The organism is Streptomyces sp. NPDC038213 (assembly GCF_055600495.1).
Window position 1 is genome coordinate 1 of the sequence record NZ_JBVJYM010000008.1, and the last position, 17,221, is coordinate 17,221.

Here is a 17,221-nt window from a genome sequence, read left to right on the forward strand (position 1 = left end):
GGGCTTGGAGCAGAAGTAGCCCCCGGCGCACCGTCCCCGGCCCGGCCGGCCCGCGGTCGCTCTCCCCGGAGCCGCTCGAATCGGCTGAGTGATCGTCACAGTCCTGCCCCTTCTTCCGCATCGGACGGGAGGGCCTGGAGCTGCGTCGCTAGGCTGTTGCCCGCCCTCTGCATCCTTTGTAGCCAGGGGGGTTGGCCGTCCGACAGACCTGCCATGTGGCCGCCGGGACGCGGCCACATAGGCCGCATCGAGGGGGACGAAGTGGGGCAGCGTCCGAACGAACTGACACCGCACGCAAGCCCTCAGCACTACCTGGGCGCCGAAATGCGTGCGTGGCGCACGCAGCGGGGCTTATCGCTGGGGAAGCTCGGCAAGACGATCCTGTTCAACACCAGCTACATGGCTCGGGTGGAGCGCGGCGGGCAGGCTGCATCCGTGGATTTAGTCCGCGCGTACGACGATGCGCTGGGGGCCGGCGGCTCCCTGGTCCGGCTGCACGGCTCGATACTCCAGGGCGTCAGCCTGGAAACCCTGCCCCGGGCGGATGTGGCTAATCCGGGGCCCCATGTGGCTAACGCCCCGGCGGCCCTGGTGGCCACATCGGACGCAAGTGCACCGTCAGACGAGGGACTTTCCGTCCCCGTACGTGCTGACGATGGAAGGATCATCTTCGTGTCCCTCTCCCGAAGGGCCCTCATAAGCGCGCTCGGTGCCGGCGCGGCACTCGCCGCGGTCGCCGAGTCCACCGCCGTGGCGTCGACCGCCCGCCACACCGACATGGTGGCGTCCGGCGCCAGCCCCATCGAACTGCTTCAGGCGACGCGACGGGTCCTGATCGACAACGACAACCTGTTCGGGCCCCACCGGGTGATACCCGCAGTTCAGGAGCAGGTAGCCGCCATCAAGGCGCTGCGCGCGGACCGTCGCGGAACCGACCGGCGCCAGCTCCTCCAGCTCCAGACCCAGTACTCGGAACTCTGCGGCTGGCTCTACCAGGACCTCGGCGACTTCAGGGCCGCACAGCACTGGATGCGGGAGGCCCTGGAGGCGTCCCACATGGCGGGGGACGACGAACTCACCACGTACATCCTCGCCCGGCGCAGCCAGCTGGCCGGCGACATGAACGACCCCATCGAGGCGGTCGACGTGGCCGAGGCCGCCGAGGACCGGGCGGCGCCGCAAAGCAGGCTCGCCGCCGTTGCCGCGACGTACGGCGCCCACGGCCACGCCCTCCGCAAGGACCGCGTGGCGGCGCAGCGAGCGTACGAGCACGCCCGCGAACTCCACGCCACCATGGACCCGGACCCTTCCTCACCCTGGGGCGTCTGGCTGGACGCGGCGTACATCGACGTCCAGCGCGCCCACAGCCTCTCCATGCTCGGTGACCACCGCGGCGCGGCCGAGGGCTTCCGGGACGCCATCACCCGGCTCCCCGCGGGCTTCCACCGCGACCGAGGCGTCTATCTCGGGCGCGAGTCGGTGGCCCTGGCCCGGTCCGGCGAGGCGGAGCACGCAGCCGCCATCGGGATGCAGGCCCTCGGCGTTGCCCGGAGCACGGGCTCGGACCGCATCGCGCGTGAGCTGGCCCAACTCGACGGAATCCTCGATCAATGGCGTACGGTCCCTGGCGTGGCCGACTTCAAGGAAGCGCTGACCGAAGCCGTCCTTCACCAGGCCTGAAGCGACTCCCTCACAGCACCGACCGGCAACCGAAGGAGAGACCCGAAATGCCCCGCCCGTACGTACTGCTGAGCGTGGCCACATCCGTGGATGGCTACATCGACGACACCAGCACCACGCGGCTCCTGCTGAGCAACAGCGAGGACTTCGACCGGGTGGACCAGGTACGGGCCGAGTCGGACGCGATCCTGATCGGGGCCGGCACGATGCGGGCGGACAATCCCCGGCTGCTCGTCAACAGCGAGGAGCGGCGCGCGGCACGGGCCGCCGCAGGCAAGCCCCCGTACCCCTTGAAGGTCACCATCTCTGCGAGCGGCGACCTCGACCCGGACCTGAAGTTCTGGCACCACGGCGGCGACAAGGTGGCGTACACGACGGACGCCGGCGAGGAGAAGCTCCGCGAGCGCCTCGCAGGCCTGGCGGACGTGGTCTCGACCGGCCCCACCATCGACTTCGGGGCCATGCTGGACGACCTCGGCGCCCGCGGCATCGAGCGTCTGATGGTGGAAGGCGGCGGCCAGATCCACACGGCCTTCCTCTCCCAGGGCCTGGCAGACGAGATCCACCTCGCGATCGCCCCGCTCCTGGTCGGCGACGCGGCAGCCCCCCGCTTCCTGAACCCGGCCGGCTACCCCGGCGGCTCCAGCCGCCGCATGACCCTCGCGGAGACCCGGACGATCGGCGACGTCGTACTCCTCCGCTACCTCCCCAAGCAGGTGAGCCCCGCATGACGAAGCTGGACGACCGGGCCTGGATGCTGCGCGCGATCGAGCTCTCCCGGAAGTGCCCGCCGGCGGAAGGCGCCTTCTCGGTGGGCGCCATCATCGTCAGTGCGGACGGTGAGGAACTCGCCAACGGCTACTCCCGCGAAACCGACGCCCACGTCCACGCCGAGGAATCCGCCCTAGCCAAGCTCCCCGCAGACGACCCCCGCCTCACAGGGGCCACGATCTACAGCACCCTGGAGCCGTGCTCGGAGCGCCGCTCCCGCCCCCTGACGTGCACGCAACTGATCCTCCGCTCCCCGATCCGCCGCGTCGTCATCGCCTGGCGCGAGCCCAGCCTCCTGGTAGCCGATTGCGTAGGGGTAGAAATGCTCCGTGAGTCCGGCGCCGAGGTTAGCGAGTGCCCCGAGCTCGCCCGGAGCGCCCGCGCAGTCAACGCCCACCTCCTGCCGTAGCAACGAGCCCCAGCTGTCCTACCTGTCCGGTTAGGTCACTGACCAGCAAGAAGAGCTGCGGCAGATACGAACAGTGCTGTCCGGGATGTCCGGGCGTTGTGAAGTGGCAGCCCTGAGGGCGTTACGTTGGGGATTTCATAGGCTACGGGGATTTGGCAAAGTCGCTACGTCGTAGACGACGGTGTCCTAGCATTCCAGAATGTGCGCCCTAAGACGCGACGTGCCGCCAGCGACCAACCCGCAGCCACACGAGTACCGCAAGAACCTGCCCAAGATGCGGCTTTTCCTGAGCGACGTCGAGGACCTAACTAGGCTCCTGCAGAGGCATGCCGAGACAGTGGCCATCCAGGCTGGCGACGCCACCGCCGAAGAGGTAGACGACCTGCGAGATGCCAATAAGCGGGAACTACGCACCGTACGGCTTGTAACAAGTCGACCAGCGATTGTCATAGAACTTGGAAATTCGCCAACAGTGCGCACGACGGAACAGAGCCAAGAAGCCCTCGATCTAGTCAACTCAGTGAGCAGCATGCTTCAACCTCGCGCCTCATTCGGCGCAAGAAATCGGCGATTCGTGCAGATCGCGACGGTAGTCACTACCATAGGCGGTTTCGCAGGAATGTTCTGGCTAGTCGGCGCCTACAACAACCTAGCCGTAGTTGTACCTTCGTACGCAGCACTTCTGTCCATAGTTGCATTGATGAACAAGTTGATCGACGGCAGAGCTGACGTAATTCCGCTTCTCCCACGAGAGCATCGCACAGAGTCATCCACACGGAATAACCTTTTCGCAGCTGGATCCATCAGCTTTGTGGCAGGCGTTGCCGCAGCCGGAGCCACCTTCTATCTGGGTTGGAAACCTTAGGTCAACTCGCGGATGATCTCCGCGAAATTCACCATTAGAGCCAATTGCTCTGCAATCCTGACCTGAAGGAAGTCCCCGACATGCCAGATGAGCGACCCTCCACCACCTCTTTTTACCGGATGAACGTCCAAATTGATGGCGCCCAAAACTTCAGAATGGATGTCTCCTTGCCGAGCTCGCGCAGCAGGGTTGACATCTCCACATTTAGGGTGTCCCGGCACGGGGGCCCCGATGCGGCTGACATCGAATTTCGACAGCGCCTGTATAGGCTGATTGGTGCCATCGTCGTAGCGGGAGGGCAAATTGAATCGTCAATGAAGCGGATTATCCTGCTCTATAAAGGTGACCAAGGGGGATTCTCCTTGGTCGATAAGACCTGGTCTGATTTGCATAAGATGTTGGCGTCTCAGTCGCGTCGCAGTCATCCTCGATCGCTAGAACTGGCAGAAGTTCTCAAGTGGGGAGAGGATCACAAGATTAAACAGCGCCGAGATGACGTGGTCCATGCCTCATGGTGGGATTGGGATGGCGTAGGCATCGTGCGGTCACGCTTCCACCGGAGGCAAGATGGCGCGAACATCGTCTCTAGCTTTGAAGACCTTGAGGAAGATTCGCGCCTGCTCTTTGCCTATGCAGAGAAGCTTGACTCACTGCTTGGGGCAGACTGGCCGCAAGCACGACTGCCCCGCAGAGGCTAGGCACCCCTGAAGGGCTCGCCGGAGGGCGAGCCACCATGGCCCTCCAGCGGTCAAAGACAGCCGGAAACCCCGTACTACAACTGCATCCGCAGCGGCCGCGAGGCATCGAGCAACCAGCCTTCTCCCATCGTGATGTCAGGTGCGGGGTCTACGCTCCTGCCTGTGGACAATCTCTTGAGCAAGGTTCTCGACCTGCAAGGCACGTGGATGGCCAGCAATACGAAGGAGATGCAGGAGCGCGGGGTCTGCATCCGTCAGGAGATACCTGCCCTCCTGCGGGGGCAGTCCGCATCCCTGGCCGATGCTCTGGGGGTGGCGAAGGACTCGCTCGGCGTTGAAGGACGCGATGGCACGGGCCTCAAGACGGAAGTGCCGTGGGTTCGCGTCTATGACCCCACAATGTCGCCAAGTGCCACCACTGGTTGGTACGTCGTGTACCTGTTCAGCGGCTCTGGGGAACGCGTCTACCTCTCCCTGAACCAGGGCACGACGGTGTGGACCGGCGGCGACTTCAAGGCGCGTAGGACTGAGGATCTCCGGGCCCGAGTCGGATGGGCTCGGCCGCTCCTCGCAGAGCGGGTGGCCACTCGCGCCGACCTGTGCAACGAGATCCGTTTGGACGCCCGCACACCGTTGGGTCGCGGATACGAGCCGGGCAACGTCGTGGCAATCGAGTACGCGCGCGAGTCACTGCCAGCGCAGGATGCCCTGCTGGCGGACCTACGCTTCATGCTGGGCCTGCTCCACACGGTCTATGCAGCCGAGCGCCTTGCACCGCACATTCCTGGCGATCCTGCGCCTGAAGTTTTGGAGGCGGAGCGGAGCGCTGCCGCTACGGCTGGTCGCCGCGGGCGGGGTACCTCTCGGCCCGGTCGATCCGGGCAGGGTTTCAGGCTCACGAGTGCGGAACGACAAGCCATCGAGCGCCGCAGCGTGAACGTCGCGACCGATTTCTTCGCGACACAGGGATGGAAGGTCCAGGACGTCGGAGCGCGGGAGTCCTTCGACCTCTTGCTCAAGCGGGGAGACGAGCGGCTGCACGTCGAGGTGAAGGGGACGACGTCCGCAGGCACCGACGTGATCCTGACACGAGCCGAGGTTGAAAAGCAGCGCAAGTACTACCCGGACAACGCCCTGGTGGTCGTGCACTCCATCCATCTCGACCGTTCTGGAGAAGAGCCAGCCGCCACCGGAGGGACTCTCCACTGCACGTCACCTTGGGAGATTGCCGACGGAGATCTCACCGTCATCTCATTCGCGTACCGCACAGCCGTCGGTCGAGATGACCGAGCAGAGGTTCAGACCGGGCTCAACGTCCTCGAGAAGGGATCCCGTCAGTCCTCGCCAGCGCCCCAGCCCCCGACGGGCGCGTAATAGTTCATCCCCCTCCGGAATCAGTCGCTCCGGTGGATACACGGGACGTGATCAGGTGATGGGCCCCCGTCGGTAACGAACAGGCAGGTCAGAAGACCAGGAGAGCAATTATGGTCGAGTCTCTTCTAAGCACTTGGCCGCAGGTTCGAGTCCTGCCGGGGGCACCATCACTTTCTGGCCAGCGGAAACGCTGGCCTTTTGCGTGTCTCGCCGCCTGTGCGGCGCAGGTTGGCCAAGTGCTTGGCCCCCTGGTCGGCTTCAGGCGCGGCGCGTGCGTGCCCGGTTCGCGTCCAAGGGGCTGCCGCCCGCGGGTTCAGAGGGTGCGGGTGAGGAAGGTGCTCAGGGGGTCCGGCTTGTACGTGGCGAAGGGGGGGCAGGGTTCGAAGCCGAATTTGGTGTACAGGGCACGGGCCGGGGCGAAGAAGTCGGCGGAGCCGGTCTCCAGGCTCAGTCGGGTGTAGCCCATGCGGCGGGCCTCGCCGATCAGGTGGTCGAGGAGGAGGGACGCCACGCCCGAGCGCTTGCGGGCGGCGGCCGTGCGCATCGACTTGATCTCGGCGTGTTCCGCGTCCAGCCACTTCAGGGCGCCGCAGCCGACGATCGTGCCGTCGTCGTCCGTCACCGTCCAGAAGGTGACGTCGTACCGGCGCAGGCCGTCCAGGTCCAGGGCGTGCTTGCTCTCCGGCGGGGTGATGGACCGCATCTCACTGACGTGCTCGGCCAGGAACGCGGCGATCTCGGGGCCCGACAGGTCGTCGACTGCAATCTTCATCGCGCCAATCTATGGCCTGAGGCCGGATCAGGGTGCCTGAACTGCACTTCGGGCCGCCTCTTATCCTCGTCGGATGGGGACCCACGAGCTGGACGCGAGCACGCCGGACACCGGGCAGCGGCCCACGGGCGGCGCCGTGGCGGTGTGGCGGCTGGCCACCGACCGCCGGACCGTGGGCGGGTACGCCGTCGGGGACGCGGACGGGCTGCTCGACGAGGCGGAGCGGGCCCGCGCGTCCCGGTTCGTACGGCCCGCCGACCGGCACCGGTACCTCGCCGCGCACGTGGGCCTGCGGGTGCTGCTCGGCGGATACCTGCGCGTGCCGCCGGAGCGGGTGGAGTTCGTACGGGAGGAGTGCCCCTGCTGCGGCGGGCCCCACGGGCGCCCCGCCCTCGCCCCGCACGGACCCGCCGGTTCCGCAGACCCGGGCGGGCAGCTGCACTTCTCGCTCTCGCACAGCGAGGACGTGGCCCTGATGGCGTTCTCCGCCCGGTGCGTGGGTGTGGACGTGGAGGCGGTACCGGGGCCCGCGGTGGTCACCGACCTGCTGCACACCCTGCACCCCCGCGAGACGGCCGAGCTGCTCGCCCTCCCCGAACCCGCCCGCATCCCCGCCCTGGCCCGGATCTGGTCCCGCAAGGAGGCCTATCTGAAGGGCACGGGCACCGGGCTGGGCTTCGGGCTCGCGGAGCCGTACGTGGGCTCGGCCGCCGCGCCCGCGCCCACCCCCGGCTGGAGCGTCCGCGACGTGCCCGCCCCGCCCGGGTTCACCGCCGCCCTGGCCCTGGCCGACCCGCCGGCGGGCACCGGCACCGCCTCAGAACCGCGGGGGCGGCTGCCCCGCACGGCTGGACGGTCTAGCGTGCCGCCATGGAGATCCGACGCGCGACGACCGTCGCCGAACTCGTAGCCGCCGAGGAGCTTTTCGACGGGCCGGTGCGCCCCGGGTGGGCCGCCCGCTTCCTCGCCTCCCCCGGCCACCTGATGCTCATCGCCTACGTGGACGGCGCCCCCGCCGGCATGGTCTCGGGGGTGGAAATGAGCCATCCCGACAAGGGCACCGAGATGTGCCTGTACGAGCTCTCGGTGGCCGAGAACCACCGGCGCCGGGGGATCGGCCGGGCCCTGTCCGAAGCCCTCGCGCAGGAGGCCCGCGGGCGCGGCTGCTACGGCATGTGGGTGGGGGTCGACACCGACAACGGACCCGCCCTGGCCACGTACGCCGCCGCCGGGGCCGGGGACGAGGGGGTCTTCGCCATGCGCGGCTGGACCTTCGGGCCCGGCCCGGCCTGAGCCCCGGCCCGAGCCGGGCCCGAGCCCCGGCCCGGGTCCCGGCGCGGGCCCCGGCCTGATGGGACATCAATTTCTGTCCGCTTCCCGGCCCTGGAAGTCATTGACTTCTCATGGGCGCGACGCGTCAATGTCGGCCACCGCACCGGCTCGGCCTCCCCCACACAGCGGGTGGGGGGAGGGTTCGCATGACGAAGGAGTCGCGACCCAGTGAGTACGAGTTACCGACGAAGAATCCTTGCCGGGGCGGGAGCCGTCTCCCTGGCGCTGACGGGTGGCGTGGTGGGCCTGGCGGGCACGGCGCAGGCCGCGACGAAGACCACCCCCGTGTTCTCGGTGTGCGACGCGCCGGCCCCCCAGCCTGACGGCCAGGGCAACCAGAACTACACCGTCACCGTGCCCGACACCGCCAAGGCCGGCGACGTGGTCCCGATCACCATCGACCCCGGTCCCAGCCCGCTGATCCCCAGCTTCGCCGTGACCACCACGAACGTCACGAAGGTCACCCTGAAGGTCGGCGGCACCACCCAGGTGGTCACCAGCCCGCCCGAGCAGGTCACCGTCGTACCGGGCCAGCCGCTCGACCCCTCGTCCTTCAGCGGGTTCGTCACCGTCCCCGACGGCAGCGAGGGGGTCACGCTGCCGATCCTCCTCGACAGCGCGGTCACCGACGCCGACCTGAGCGGCTCCGTCTTCACCACCACCTGTCTGCCGCAGCCGCGGCCCAGCGCCCCGATCGCCACCATCGCGGTCGAGGCCCTGCCCAAGGACCCGGTGACGACGCGGCTCACGCCCAACAGCGGCGGCCCGAACACCGCCGTCACCGCCACCGGCGCCAACTTCCCGGCCGGCGCGGTGACCTGTGAGGCCCTGCTCTCCGGCGCCCCCACCGGTGACGCGGGCACCGGCACGGCCGACGCGAACGGGGCGGCGAGCTGTTCGCTGACCCTCACCAAGAAGGCCGACCGGGTCCGCATCGGGGCCACCGAGGGCCGGCCCTTCAACTGGGTCCAGCCGGCCGAGGGCGTCCCGCACCCGGTCGACATCGAGGTCCTCGCGGGTCCGCTGGCGCTCGGCCCGACCGCCGGACTGCCGGCGCTGGACTTCGGGTCCGTGACCATCAACGGCAAGAAGCAGTCCGTGGTCGGCCAGTTCAACGCGGCCACCGTCCAGGACTTCCGCGGCGGCACCCTCGGGTGGGACCTCACGGTCACCCGTACGCCGTTCCTGAACACCGCCACCGGACACGCCATGGCGACGGCCCAGCTCGGCATCCAGCCGGTCTGCACCGTCACCAACCCGGACAGCCCGAGCGCCTGCTCCGCCGGTGCGCCCGGGGCCATCACCGACACCCCGCTCAAGGTGGCCTCGGCCGCGGCCGGCGGGGACGAGCTGACCGGCGGCGAGTTCGCTGTCGGCGGCGGGGCGATGATCCAGCTGCCCGCGTTCATGTTCGCCGACACCTACCAGTCGGTCGTGACCTTCTCGGTCGCCTGATCCGCGGCCTCCCGGCCGCCTGACCCACCCGGGCGGTGCGGGGCCCCGGCCCCGCACCGCCTCCGGCCGTCCGCACCGCAGCCCCGTCTGGAGAACGCGCCATGCGACGCACCCGCACCTCCCTGTACGGCCTCCTGCTCGGGGCCCTCCTGTCCGCCGGAACACTCGCCGCCCCCACCGGCGCGGCCGCCGCCGACAACGGCACCTGGGGGGTCTTCCCGACCCCCGCCGCGGGCCGGGCGGCGACCGACCGCGCGTACTTCTTCCACACCGGGGCGGCCGGCTCGACCGTCACCGACAGCGTGACGCTCTCCAACACCTCCGCCCGCGCCCTCACCTTCAGGGTCTTCGCCACCGACGCCGTCAACACCCCGGTCGGCGGCGCCTTCGCGCTGCTGCCGGTGGAGACCCGGCCCCGCGCCCTCGGCACCTGGGTCGGGCTGCCCGCGGAGGTGGCCGGCGGCACGGTCACCGTGCCCGCCAAGGGCCGCAAGGACATCCCCTTCACCGTCAAGGTCCCCGAGGACGCGGCCCCCGGGGACCACGTCGGCGGGATCGTCGCCCTCAACACCGCGGTCGAGGGCGTCAAGAAGGACGGGAAGGTCCAGGTCGGCGTCCGCCGCTCGGTCGGCGCCCGGCTCTACTTCCGCGTCCCGGGCCCCGTCACCCCGGCGCTCGGCGTCGAGGAGGTCCGCGTCACCCGCGGCGCGCCGCTGCTGCCGTGGACCCGGCCGGCCCGCGCCACCGTCTCGTACACCCTGGTCAACCGCGGGAACGTGGTGCTCTCCCCCGAGGTCTCGGTACGGGCCGAGGGCCTCTTCGGGCGGCGCGTGCTGGACCGCGGTACGAAGGACCTGCGGCTGGTGCTGCTGCCCGGCCAGCGCGTCGAACTCACCGAGCCCTGGCCCGCGGCACCCCAGCTGGACCGCGTGTCGGTCGAGGTCACGGCCAGCGCGGCCGCCTATCCCGACCTGAGGGAGACCGGCCGGACGGGCTTCCTGGCCGTCCCGTGGGCCGCCCTCGGGGTGCTGCTGGTCCTGCTCGGCGCCGCCGCGGCCGCGCGGGCCGTCCGCAGGCGCAGGCGGCGGGATCCGGCCGCGGCCACCGCGCCGGAACGGGACTTGGCGCAGGCCCGCTGACCCGCGATGGTGGTTCCCCCTGGCGGCGGCCCCGCCGTCACCGGCCCACGGGGAGGCACCAGTTGACGGCACAGCGCGCGACGGAGCGGCAGGCGGCGGAGGGGCCGGAAGCGGGACGGCCGGATGCGGGACGGCCGGCAGCGGACCGGCACGCGGCGGGACAGCCGCAGACCTCGCGGCACCCGGCGGCACCGCAGGTGGCGGCGGACCGGCCGGCCGCGTACGGCGGCGGAGCCCGTACGGGCGGGGAGGCGGGCGGGGACGGCCCGGCGCTGCTCCCGCGGATCGCCCGGGCCCTGGGCTGCCGCCCGGCCGCCGTGACCCGCGGCGGGGACTGGGTACGGGCCTCCTTCGCGGTCTCCGAGGGCGGCCCGGCGCCCCTGACCGTCGACGTGGTCGCGGACACGGCCCGGCTGCCGGGCGGGATCACGTACCTGCTGCCGGGCGCCGGGCTGAACTTCGCCGCCGGGTTCTTCACCCCGGACGGGCCCAACCTCGCCCACCACCTGCGGGCCCGCGGCCAGCTGGTCATCGGGGTGACCCCGCGCGAGGACGCGGCGCGGGCCGCGCAGGTCACCGCGGACCGCGGGCTCGCCGCCCACCGCCGCGACCTGCGCCGGGTGGTGCGCGCCCTGGACCCGGTCCTGCGGCTGCCGTACGCGTACCTGGGGCACTCCGCCGGGGCGGCGCTGGCCCTGGACGCGGCTGCTTCGGACGACTCCCCGCGGCTGCGGCGGGTGGCGGTGCTCGACACGACGGGTCCGTACGCGGGCGAGCTGGCCGTACGGGCGGCCCGCACCCGGGACGCGTACCAGGCCCAGCTGCGGCAGGGGGTGTACGCGCACGACCCGGGGCTGGCCGGGATGGTCGGGCGGGCCGTGGCCGATCCGGAGGGCACCTCGCCGGTACCGCGGCCCGTGGACCCGGCGACGCGGTTCACGCACGCGGGGCTGGCCCATTTCGCGCTGGTCCGCAGCAGCGAGCTGCCCGGTCCCGCCCAGTGGATCTACACGCGCGGGCACGGCGCCGGCCGCTTCGAGTTCGGCGACGGCCCGGCCGCGGACCGGTACGCCCTGGACCACACCCCGATGGCCGCCTGGCACACGGCGGTCTCGGCGCTGGGCAGCGGGCTGGTGCCGGTGGCCCTGATGCGGGACCTGGCGGCGGTGTGGGCCGGGGACGAGGCCACGTACCGGATCGCCTGGGAGCGGATCCGGGCCGAGGTGGTCTGGGTCAACGCCGAGCTGGGGCGCGGGGACCGGCCGCAGGGCGCGGAGCTGATCCGCGCGGGCGGGAACCGGCGGGTGTCGTACGCGGTCGTGCCGGGGTACGGGCACGGGGACGCGGTCTGGGGCCGGACGGCGCACCGGGACGTGTGGCCGCTGCTCGCCCCGTGACCTGCGGCCGCGGGGCCCCGGCGGCTGAAACGGGGCGCGCCCCCGCGTGAGGGGCGGGGGCGCGCTGTCCGGCGGAACGGTTCCGGTCAGTGGTTGCGCGGGAAGCCGAGGTCGACTCCGGCCGGGGCCTCGGAGGGGTCGGGCCAGCGGGTCGTGACGACCTTGCCGCGGGTGTAGAAGTGGATGCCGTCGTTGCCGTAGATGTGGTGGTCGCCGAAGAGCGAGTCCTTCCAGCCGCCGAAGGAGTGGTAGCCCACCGGCACCGGGATCGGCACGTTGACGCCGACCATGCCGGCCTGGATCTCCAGCTGGAAGCGGCGGGCGGCGCCGCCGTCGCGGGTGAAGATCGCGGTGCCGTTGCCGAACGGCGAGGCGTTGATGAGGGCGACGCCCTCCTCGTAGGTCTCGGCGCGCAGCACGCACAGGACCGGGCCGAAGATCTCGTCGCGGTAGGCGTCGGAGTCGGTCTTGACGTGGTCGAGGAGCGAGAGGCCGATCCAGTGGCCCTCCTCGAAGCCCTCGACCGTGTAGCCGGTGCCGTCGAGGACCACGTCCGCGCCCTGCTCGGCGGCGCCGTGGACGTAGGAGGCGACCTTGTCGCGGTGGACCTTGGTGATCAGCGGGCCCATCTCGGAGGACGGGTCGTTGCCGGGGCCGATCTTGATCTTCTCGGCGCGCTCGCGGATCTTCTGGACGAGCTCGTCGCCGATGGAGCCGACGGCGACCACGGCGGAGATGGCCATGCAGCGCTCGCCCGCGGAGCCGTAGGCGGCGGAGACGGCGGCGTCGGCGGCGGCGTCGAGGTCGGCGTCGGGCAGGACCAGCATGTGGTTCTTCGCGCCGCCGAGGGCCTGGACGCGCTTGCCGTTGGCGGCGGCGGTGGTGTGGATGTGCCGGGCGATCGGGGTGGAGCCGACGAAGGAGACGGCGGCCACGTCCGGGTGGGCGAGGAGGGCGTCGACGGCGGTCTTGTCGCCGTGCAGCACGTTCAGCACGCCGTCGGGCAGGCCGGCCCGGGTGGCCAGCTCGGCGAGCTTGTTGGCGGCCGAGGGGTCCTTCTCGCTGGGCTTGAGGATGAAGGTGTTGCCGCAGGCGACGGCCAGCGGGAACATCCACATCGGCACCATGGCCGGGAAGTTGAAGGGCGTGATGCCGGCGACGACGCCGAGGGGCTGGCGGATCGCGGCCACGTCCACGCGGCTGGAGACGGACGTGGACAGCTCGCCCTTGAGCTGGGTGGTGATCCCGCAGGCCAGCTCGACGATCTCCAGGCCGCGGGCGACCTCGCCCAGCGCGTCGGAGTGGACCTTGCCGTGCTCGGCGGTGATCAGCTCGGCGATGGCGTCGCGGTTGGCGTCCAGGAGGGCGCGGTAGGCGAAGAGGACCTTGGTGCGGGCGGCCAGGGAGGACTGGCCCCAGGTCTGGAAGGCCTCGCGGGCGGTCTGCACCGCGGCGTCGACCTCCTCGGCGGAGGCGAGGGCGACGCGGGTGGTGACCTGGCCCGTGGCCGGGTCGGTGACCGGGCCGTAGTTGCCCGACGCGCCCTCGACGGTCTTTCCACCGATCCAGTGGTTGACGGTCTTCATGACTACTCCTTCACAGATGGCGACGTCGCGCTGCGGCTTGCCGGTCGTACTCTTCGCGGGCCTTGACCGCGGGGATGCGGGTGGCGGTCTCGGCCACAGGCACATCCCACCACGCCTGTGCGGGGGGCGGGCCCGACACTGTGTCGGCCGTTTCGGTCTCCGCGTAGACACATGTGGGCCGGTCCGCCTGCCGGGCTTTGGCCAGGGCTTCTCGCAGGTCACCGACGGTGCGGACGCGGTGGACGGTCATTCCGAGGGAGGCGGCGTTGGCCGCCAGGTCCACGGGCGGGGCGCCGCCGGGGGCCGCGGGATAGCGGAAGTCCGTACCCAGCCGCTCCGCGCCCACGGCCTCCGAGAGGCCTCCGATGGAGGCGTAGCCGCCGTTGTCGAGAATCACCAGTTTGAGGGGGATCCGCTCCTGCACGGCGGTGACGATCTCGGTCGGGTTCATCAGGTACGAGCCGTCGCCGACCAGGGCCCAGACCGGGCGGCCGGGCTCGGCGAGGGCCACGCCGAGGGCGGCGGGGATCTCGTACCCCATGCAGGAGTAGCCGTATTCGACGTGGTACTGGAGCGGGGAGCGGGCCCGCCACAGGCGGTGGAGGTCGCCCGGGAGCGATCCGGCGGCGTTGACGAGCACGTCCTCGTCTCCGGCGAGGGCGTCGAGGGCGCCGAGCACCTGGGCCTGGGTGGGGCGGGCCTGCGGGTCGGGGGCGGCGAAGGCCTGGTCGACCAGGGCCTCCCAGGCCCGCTTCCCCCGCTGGTACGCCTGCTCGTACGGCTCCGGGACCCGGAACCCGGCGAGGCCCTCGCGGAGGGCGTCGAGGCCCTCGCGGGCGTCGGCGACGAGGGGCAGCGCGGCGAGCTTGTGGGCGTCGTACGGGTCGGCGTTGAGCCCGAGGAAGCGGACTGCGGGGTCCTGGAACAGGGTGGCGGAGGCGGTGGTGAAATCGGTCAGCCGGGTGCCCGCGGCGATCACCAGGTCGGCTTCGCGCGCGAGGTCGTTCGCGGGGGCGGTGCCGGTGTGGCCGACGGCGCCGACCTCGGCGGGGTGGTCGTACCGCAGGGCGCCCTTGCCGGCCTGCGTACAGGCCACGGGGATGCCGGTGGCCTCGGCGAGGGCCCGCAGGGAGGCCTCGGCCGCGCTGTGCCGGATGCCGCCGCCCGCGATGATCAGGGGCCGCCGGGCCGCGCGGACGGCCCGGACGGCCGCTGCCAGTTCGGCGCGGTCGGGGCGGGCGCGGCGCACGGTCCAGACCCGCTCGGCGAAGAACTCCTCGGGCCAGTCGTACGCCTGGGTCTGGACGTCCTGCGGGAGGGCGAGCGTGACCGCCCCGGTCTGTACGGGGTCGGTGAGCACCCGCATGGCCTGGAGGGCGGCGGGGACCAGGGCCTCGGGGCGGGTGATCCGGTCGAAGTAGCGGGAGACGGGGCGCAGGGTGTCGTTGACGGACAGGTCGCCGGCACCGGGGGCCTCCAGCTGCTGGAGGACCGGGTCGGCGGGCCGGGTGGCGAAGGTGTCCCCGGGCAGGAGGAGGACGGGCAGCCGGTTGACCGTGGCGAGCGCGGCGCCGGTGACGAGGTTGGTGGCGCCCGGTCCGATGGAGGTGGTGACGGCGTGGGCGGAGAGGCGGCCGCGGTGGCGGGCGTACCCGACGGCGGCGTGGACCATGGCCTGCTCGTTGCGGCCCTGGAGGAAGGGCATGGCGGCGGGGCCGGTCTCCAGGAGGGCCTGGCCGATGCCGGCGACGTTGCCGTGGCCGAAGATGCCCCAGGTGGCGGCGATCAGGCGGGAGCGGCGGCCGTCGCGGTCGGTGTACTGGCGCGCGAGGAAGGCCACGAGGGCCTGGGCGACGGTGAGCCTGCGGGTGCGGGGGGCGGTCACCGGGGGGCCTCCGCGGGGTAGAAGGGCAGGCGCGGGTCCACGGGCTGGCCGGGCCAGGTGCTGCGGATCCAGGCGTGGTCGGGATGGTCGCGGATGAGCCAGGCGCGGTCGGGTCCGGGGCCGGCCATCACGTTGAGGTAGTACATGGGGTGCCCGGGGGCGGCGATGGAGGGGCCGTGCCAGCCGTCGGGGATCAGGACGGCGTCGCCGGTGCGGACCTCGGCGAGCACGTCGGTCCTCCCCTGCGGCGAGGGGCTCACCCGCTGGTAGCCGACTCCGGGGGTGTCCCCGTGCGGGGCGATCTCGTAGTAGTAGATCTCCTCCAGCTCGGACTCCTCGCCGGGGTGGTGCTCGTCGTGCTTGTGCGGGGGGTACGAGGACCAGTTCCCGCCGGGGGTGAGGACCTCGACGGCGATCAGGCGGTCGCAGTCGAAGACCCCGGCGGCGGCGAAGTTGTTGACCTGGCGGGAGCAGCTGCCGCTGCCGCGCAGTTCGACGGGGACCCCGGCCGCGGGCCCGTACCGGGCGGGCAGGGCGCGCTCGCAGCGGGCGCCGGCGAGGGCGAAGCGCCCGCCGGCGGCGCTGTGGACGGCGGCCCGGGCGTCCCGGGGCAGGTACGCGAAGTCGCTGGCGGCGTCGAAGACCCCGGTGCGGCCGTGCAGCGCGAACTCCGCGGTCCGCGTCCCGGCATCGCCCGCCGCGCGGACGGTGCAGGATCCGGCGAGGGGCAGCACGGTCCACTCGCAGTCGCCGGTGGCGAAGCCGTACGTCTCCCCGGGGGCCAGGTCCAGGATCCGCAGCCGGGTCCGCTCCAGGCCGTGTTCGGAGGTCACCGGCACGAGAGCACCTCCTCGATCTCGGCGGGGTGGGGCATGGCGCTGGAGCAGGCGAGGCGGGAGGCGACGAGGGCCCCGGCGGCGTTCGCGTACCGGAGGGTGCGCTCCAGGGGCCAGCCGGAGAGCAGGCCGTGGCACAGGGCCCCGCCGAAGGCGTCGCCGGCGCCGAGGCCGTTGACCACCTCGACGGGGACGGGCGGCACCTGTGCCGCGGTACCGTCGCGGTGGACGGCGAGGACGCCCTCGGGGCCGAGTTTGACCACGGCGAGCTCGACCCCGGCGGCGAGCAGGGCCGCGGCGGCCGCCTGCGGGTCCTTCTCGCCGGTGGCGAGCTCGCACTCCTGCGCGTTGCCCACGGCGACCGTCGCGAGCGCCAGGGCACGGGCGTAGTGCTCCCCGGCCCCGTCGGGGCCGTCCTGCCAGAGCACGGGCCGCCAGTCGAGGTCGAAGACGGTGACGGCGGAGCGGCCGCGGGCCTCCAGCGCGGCCAGGGTGGCGCTGCGGCTGGGCTCGGCGCTGAGCCCCGTGCCGGTCATCCAGAACACGCGGGCGGCGCGCAGGGCCTCCAGGTCCAGGTCCCCGGCGCGGATCTCCAGGTCGGGGGCCTTGGGGAAGCGGTAGAAGTACAGCGGGAAGTCGTCGGGCGGGAAGATCTCGCAGAAGGTGACGGGGGTGGGGTACTCGGGCACCTCGGCGACCCAGCGGTCGTCCACCCCGAAGCGGCGCAGCTCCTCGCGCAGGTACGTGCCGAAGGGGTCGGCGCCGGTACGGGTGACCACGGCGGTGCGCCGCCCGAGCCGGGCGGCGGCCACGGCCACGTTCGCCGGCGAGCCGCCGAGGAACTTCCCGAAGGTTTCCGCGCGCGGGAGCGGTACCCCGGTGTCGAGCGGGTAGAGGTCCACTCCGATCCGCCCCATGGTGACCACCTCGAACGCCTCCCCGGTCACGCCCGTCCTCCCCTTCGCTCCCTGTGTGCTCTTCGTTCCCTCAGCCGAGATTCCTTTGTCCGCATGTCCGTGTTC

Annotated in this window: 15 protein-coding genes and 1 pseudogene; 11 read left to right on the top strand and 5 right to left on the bottom strand. The window is 71.7% G+C overall.

What is annotated here, in order from left to right; translation table 11 throughout:
* Window positions 1–324: 324 nt before the first annotated feature.
* The 6 genes and pseudogenes from ACZ7JZ_RS14455 to ACZ7JZ_RS14480 all read left to right on the top strand — a co-directional run.
* A pseudogene (locus ACZ7JZ_RS14455) lies at window positions 325–480 on the top strand (helix-turn-helix domain-containing protein); the annotation flags it as partial.
* A gap of 192 nt (window positions 481–672) precedes the next feature.
* Window positions 673–1,680, top strand: coding sequence for a DNA-binding protein (locus ACZ7JZ_RS14460; RefSeq protein ID WP_470938662.1), 1,008 nt, complete (start codon window positions 673–675; stop codon window positions 1,678–1,680).
* Between the two features lie 47 nt (window positions 1,681–1,727).
* A complete protein-coding gene (locus ACZ7JZ_RS14465; protein ID WP_470938114.1) occupies window positions 1,728–2,411 on the top strand; it encodes a RibD family protein in 684 nt (227 codons plus the stop codon).
* Window positions 2,408–2,860, top strand: coding sequence for a cytidine/deoxycytidylate deaminase family protein (locus ACZ7JZ_RS14470; protein WP_470938117.1), 453 nt, complete (start codon window positions 2,408–2,410; stop codon window positions 2,858–2,860). Before ACZ7JZ_RS14465 ends, ACZ7JZ_RS14470 begins: the two co-directional genes overlap by 4 nt.
* Window positions 2,861–3,805: 945 nt before the next feature.
* Window positions 3,806–4,423, top strand: a complete 618-nt coding sequence (locus ACZ7JZ_RS14475; protein WP_470938120.1) for a hypothetical protein — start codon at window positions 3,806–3,808, stop codon at window positions 4,421–4,423.
* Between the two features lie 162 nt (window positions 4,424–4,585).
* Window positions 4,586–5,797: an MrcB family domain-containing protein gene (locus ACZ7JZ_RS14480; RefSeq protein WP_470938123.1), complete on the top strand. Its 1,212-nt coding sequence runs from the start codon at window positions 4,586–4,588 to the stop codon at window positions 5,795–5,797.
* 313 nt (window positions 5,798–6,110) lie between these two features.
* On the opposite strand, the gene ACZ7JZ_RS14485 is transcribed toward ACZ7JZ_RS14480, so the two are convergent.
* On the bottom strand, window positions 6,111–6,569 hold the full coding sequence (locus tag ACZ7JZ_RS14485; protein ID WP_470938126.1) for a GNAT family N-acetyltransferase: 459 nt from the start codon (window positions 6,567–6,569) through the stop codon (window positions 6,111–6,113).
* A gap of 73 nt (window positions 6,570–6,642) precedes the next feature.
* Between ACZ7JZ_RS14485 and ACZ7JZ_RS14490 the strand changes: the two genes are divergently transcribed.
* The 5 genes from ACZ7JZ_RS14490 (at window position 6,643) to ACZ7JZ_RS14510 (ending at window position 11,892) form a co-directional block, all read left to right on the top strand.
* On the top strand, window positions 6,643–7,479 hold the full coding sequence (locus ACZ7JZ_RS14490; RefSeq protein WP_470938129.1) for a 4'-phosphopantetheinyl transferase family protein: 837 nt from the start codon (window positions 6,643–6,645) through the stop codon (window positions 7,477–7,479).
* Window positions 7,440–7,862, top strand: a complete 423-nt coding sequence (locus ACZ7JZ_RS14495) for a GNAT family N-acetyltransferase (RefSeq protein WP_470938132.1) — start codon at window positions 7,440–7,442, stop codon at window positions 7,860–7,862. Before ACZ7JZ_RS14490 ends, ACZ7JZ_RS14495 begins: the two co-directional genes overlap by 40 nt.
* A gap of 276 nt (window positions 7,863–8,138) precedes the next feature.
* Window positions 8,139–9,356, top strand: a complete 1,218-nt coding sequence (locus tag ACZ7JZ_RS14500; RefSeq protein WP_470938135.1) for a WxL domain-containing protein — start codon at window positions 8,139–8,141, stop codon at window positions 9,354–9,356.
* Between the two features lie 101 nt (window positions 9,357–9,457).
* A complete protein-coding gene (locus ACZ7JZ_RS14505; protein ID WP_470938138.1) occupies window positions 9,458–10,495 on the top strand; it encodes a WxL protein peptidoglycan domain-containing protein in 1,038 nt (345 codons plus the stop codon).
* 62 nt (window positions 10,496–10,557) lie between these two features.
* Window positions 10,558–11,892, top strand: coding sequence for a hypothetical protein (locus ACZ7JZ_RS14510; RefSeq protein ID WP_470938141.1), 1,335 nt, complete (start codon window positions 10,558–10,560; stop codon window positions 11,890–11,892).
* An 86-nt stretch (window positions 11,893–11,978) separates the two neighbouring features.
* On the opposite strand, the gene ACZ7JZ_RS14515 is transcribed toward ACZ7JZ_RS14510, so the two are convergent.
* The 4 genes from ACZ7JZ_RS14515 to iolC are packed head-to-tail and all read right to left on the bottom strand — an operon-like array spanning window position 11,979 to window position 17,116.
* Entirely contained in the window at window positions 11,979–13,478 is a 1,500-nt protein-coding gene (locus tag ACZ7JZ_RS14515) for a CoA-acylating methylmalonate-semialdehyde dehydrogenase (RefSeq protein ID WP_470938144.1), read from the bottom strand.
* Window positions 13,479–13,488: 10 nt separating this feature from the next.
* Window positions 13,489–15,363 carry a 3D-(3,5/4)-trihydroxycyclohexane-1,2-dione acylhydrolase (decyclizing) gene (iolD, locus tag ACZ7JZ_RS14520; protein WP_470938148.1) on the bottom strand — a complete coding sequence of 625 codons (1,875 nt, stop codon included), beginning with the start codon at window positions 15,361–15,363 and terminating at the stop codon, window positions 13,489–13,491.
* Entirely contained in the window at window positions 15,360–16,202 is an 843-nt protein-coding gene (gene iolB / locus ACZ7JZ_RS14525) for a 5-deoxy-glucuronate isomerase (protein WP_470938151.1), read from the bottom strand. The genes iolD and iolB overlap by 4 nt, the downstream gene beginning before the upstream one ends.
* Window positions 16,193–17,116, bottom strand: a complete 924-nt coding sequence (gene iolC, locus ACZ7JZ_RS14530) for a 5-dehydro-2-deoxygluconokinase (protein ID WP_470938665.1) — start codon at window positions 17,114–17,116, stop codon at window positions 16,193–16,195. Before iolC ends, iolB begins: the two co-directional genes overlap by 10 nt.
* Window positions 17,117–17,221: the final 105 nt, after the last annotated feature.

Excerpts from the sequence above, each read along its gene's own strand:
- ACZ7JZ_RS14465 (WP_470938114.1), top strand. The coding sequence starts at position 1,728 with ATGCCCCGCCCGTACGTACTGCTGAGCGTGGCCACATCCGTGGATGGC.
- ACZ7JZ_RS14470 (WP_470938117.1), top strand. The coding sequence starts at position 2,408 with ATGACGAAGCTGGACGACCGGGCCTGGATGCTGCGCGCGATCGAGCTC.
- ACZ7JZ_RS14475 (WP_470938120.1), top strand. The coding sequence starts at position 3,806 with ATGCCAGATGAGCGACCCTCCACCACCTCTTTTTACCGGATGAACGTC.
- ACZ7JZ_RS14485 (WP_470938126.1), bottom strand. The coding sequence starts at position 6,569 with ATGAAGATTGCAGTCGACGACCTGTCGGGCCCCGAGATCGCCGCGTTC.
- ACZ7JZ_RS14490 (WP_470938129.1), top strand. The coding sequence starts at position 6,643 with ATGGGGACCCACGAGCTGGACGCGAGCACGCCGGACACCGGGCAGCGG.
- ACZ7JZ_RS14495 (WP_470938132.1), top strand. The coding sequence starts at position 7,440 with ATGGAGATCCGACGCGCGACGACCGTCGCCGAACTCGTAGCCGCCGAG.
- ACZ7JZ_RS14505 (WP_470938138.1), top strand. The coding sequence starts at position 9,458 with ATGCGACGCACCCGCACCTCCCTGTACGGCCTCCTGCTCGGGGCCCTC.
- ACZ7JZ_RS14515 (WP_470938144.1), bottom strand. The coding sequence starts at position 13,478 with ATGAAGACCGTCAACCACTGGATCGGTGGAAAGACCGTCGAGGGCGCG.
- iolC (WP_470938665.1), bottom strand. The coding sequence starts at position 17,116 with ATGGGGCGGATCGGAGTGGACCTCTACCCGCTCGACACCGGGGTACCG.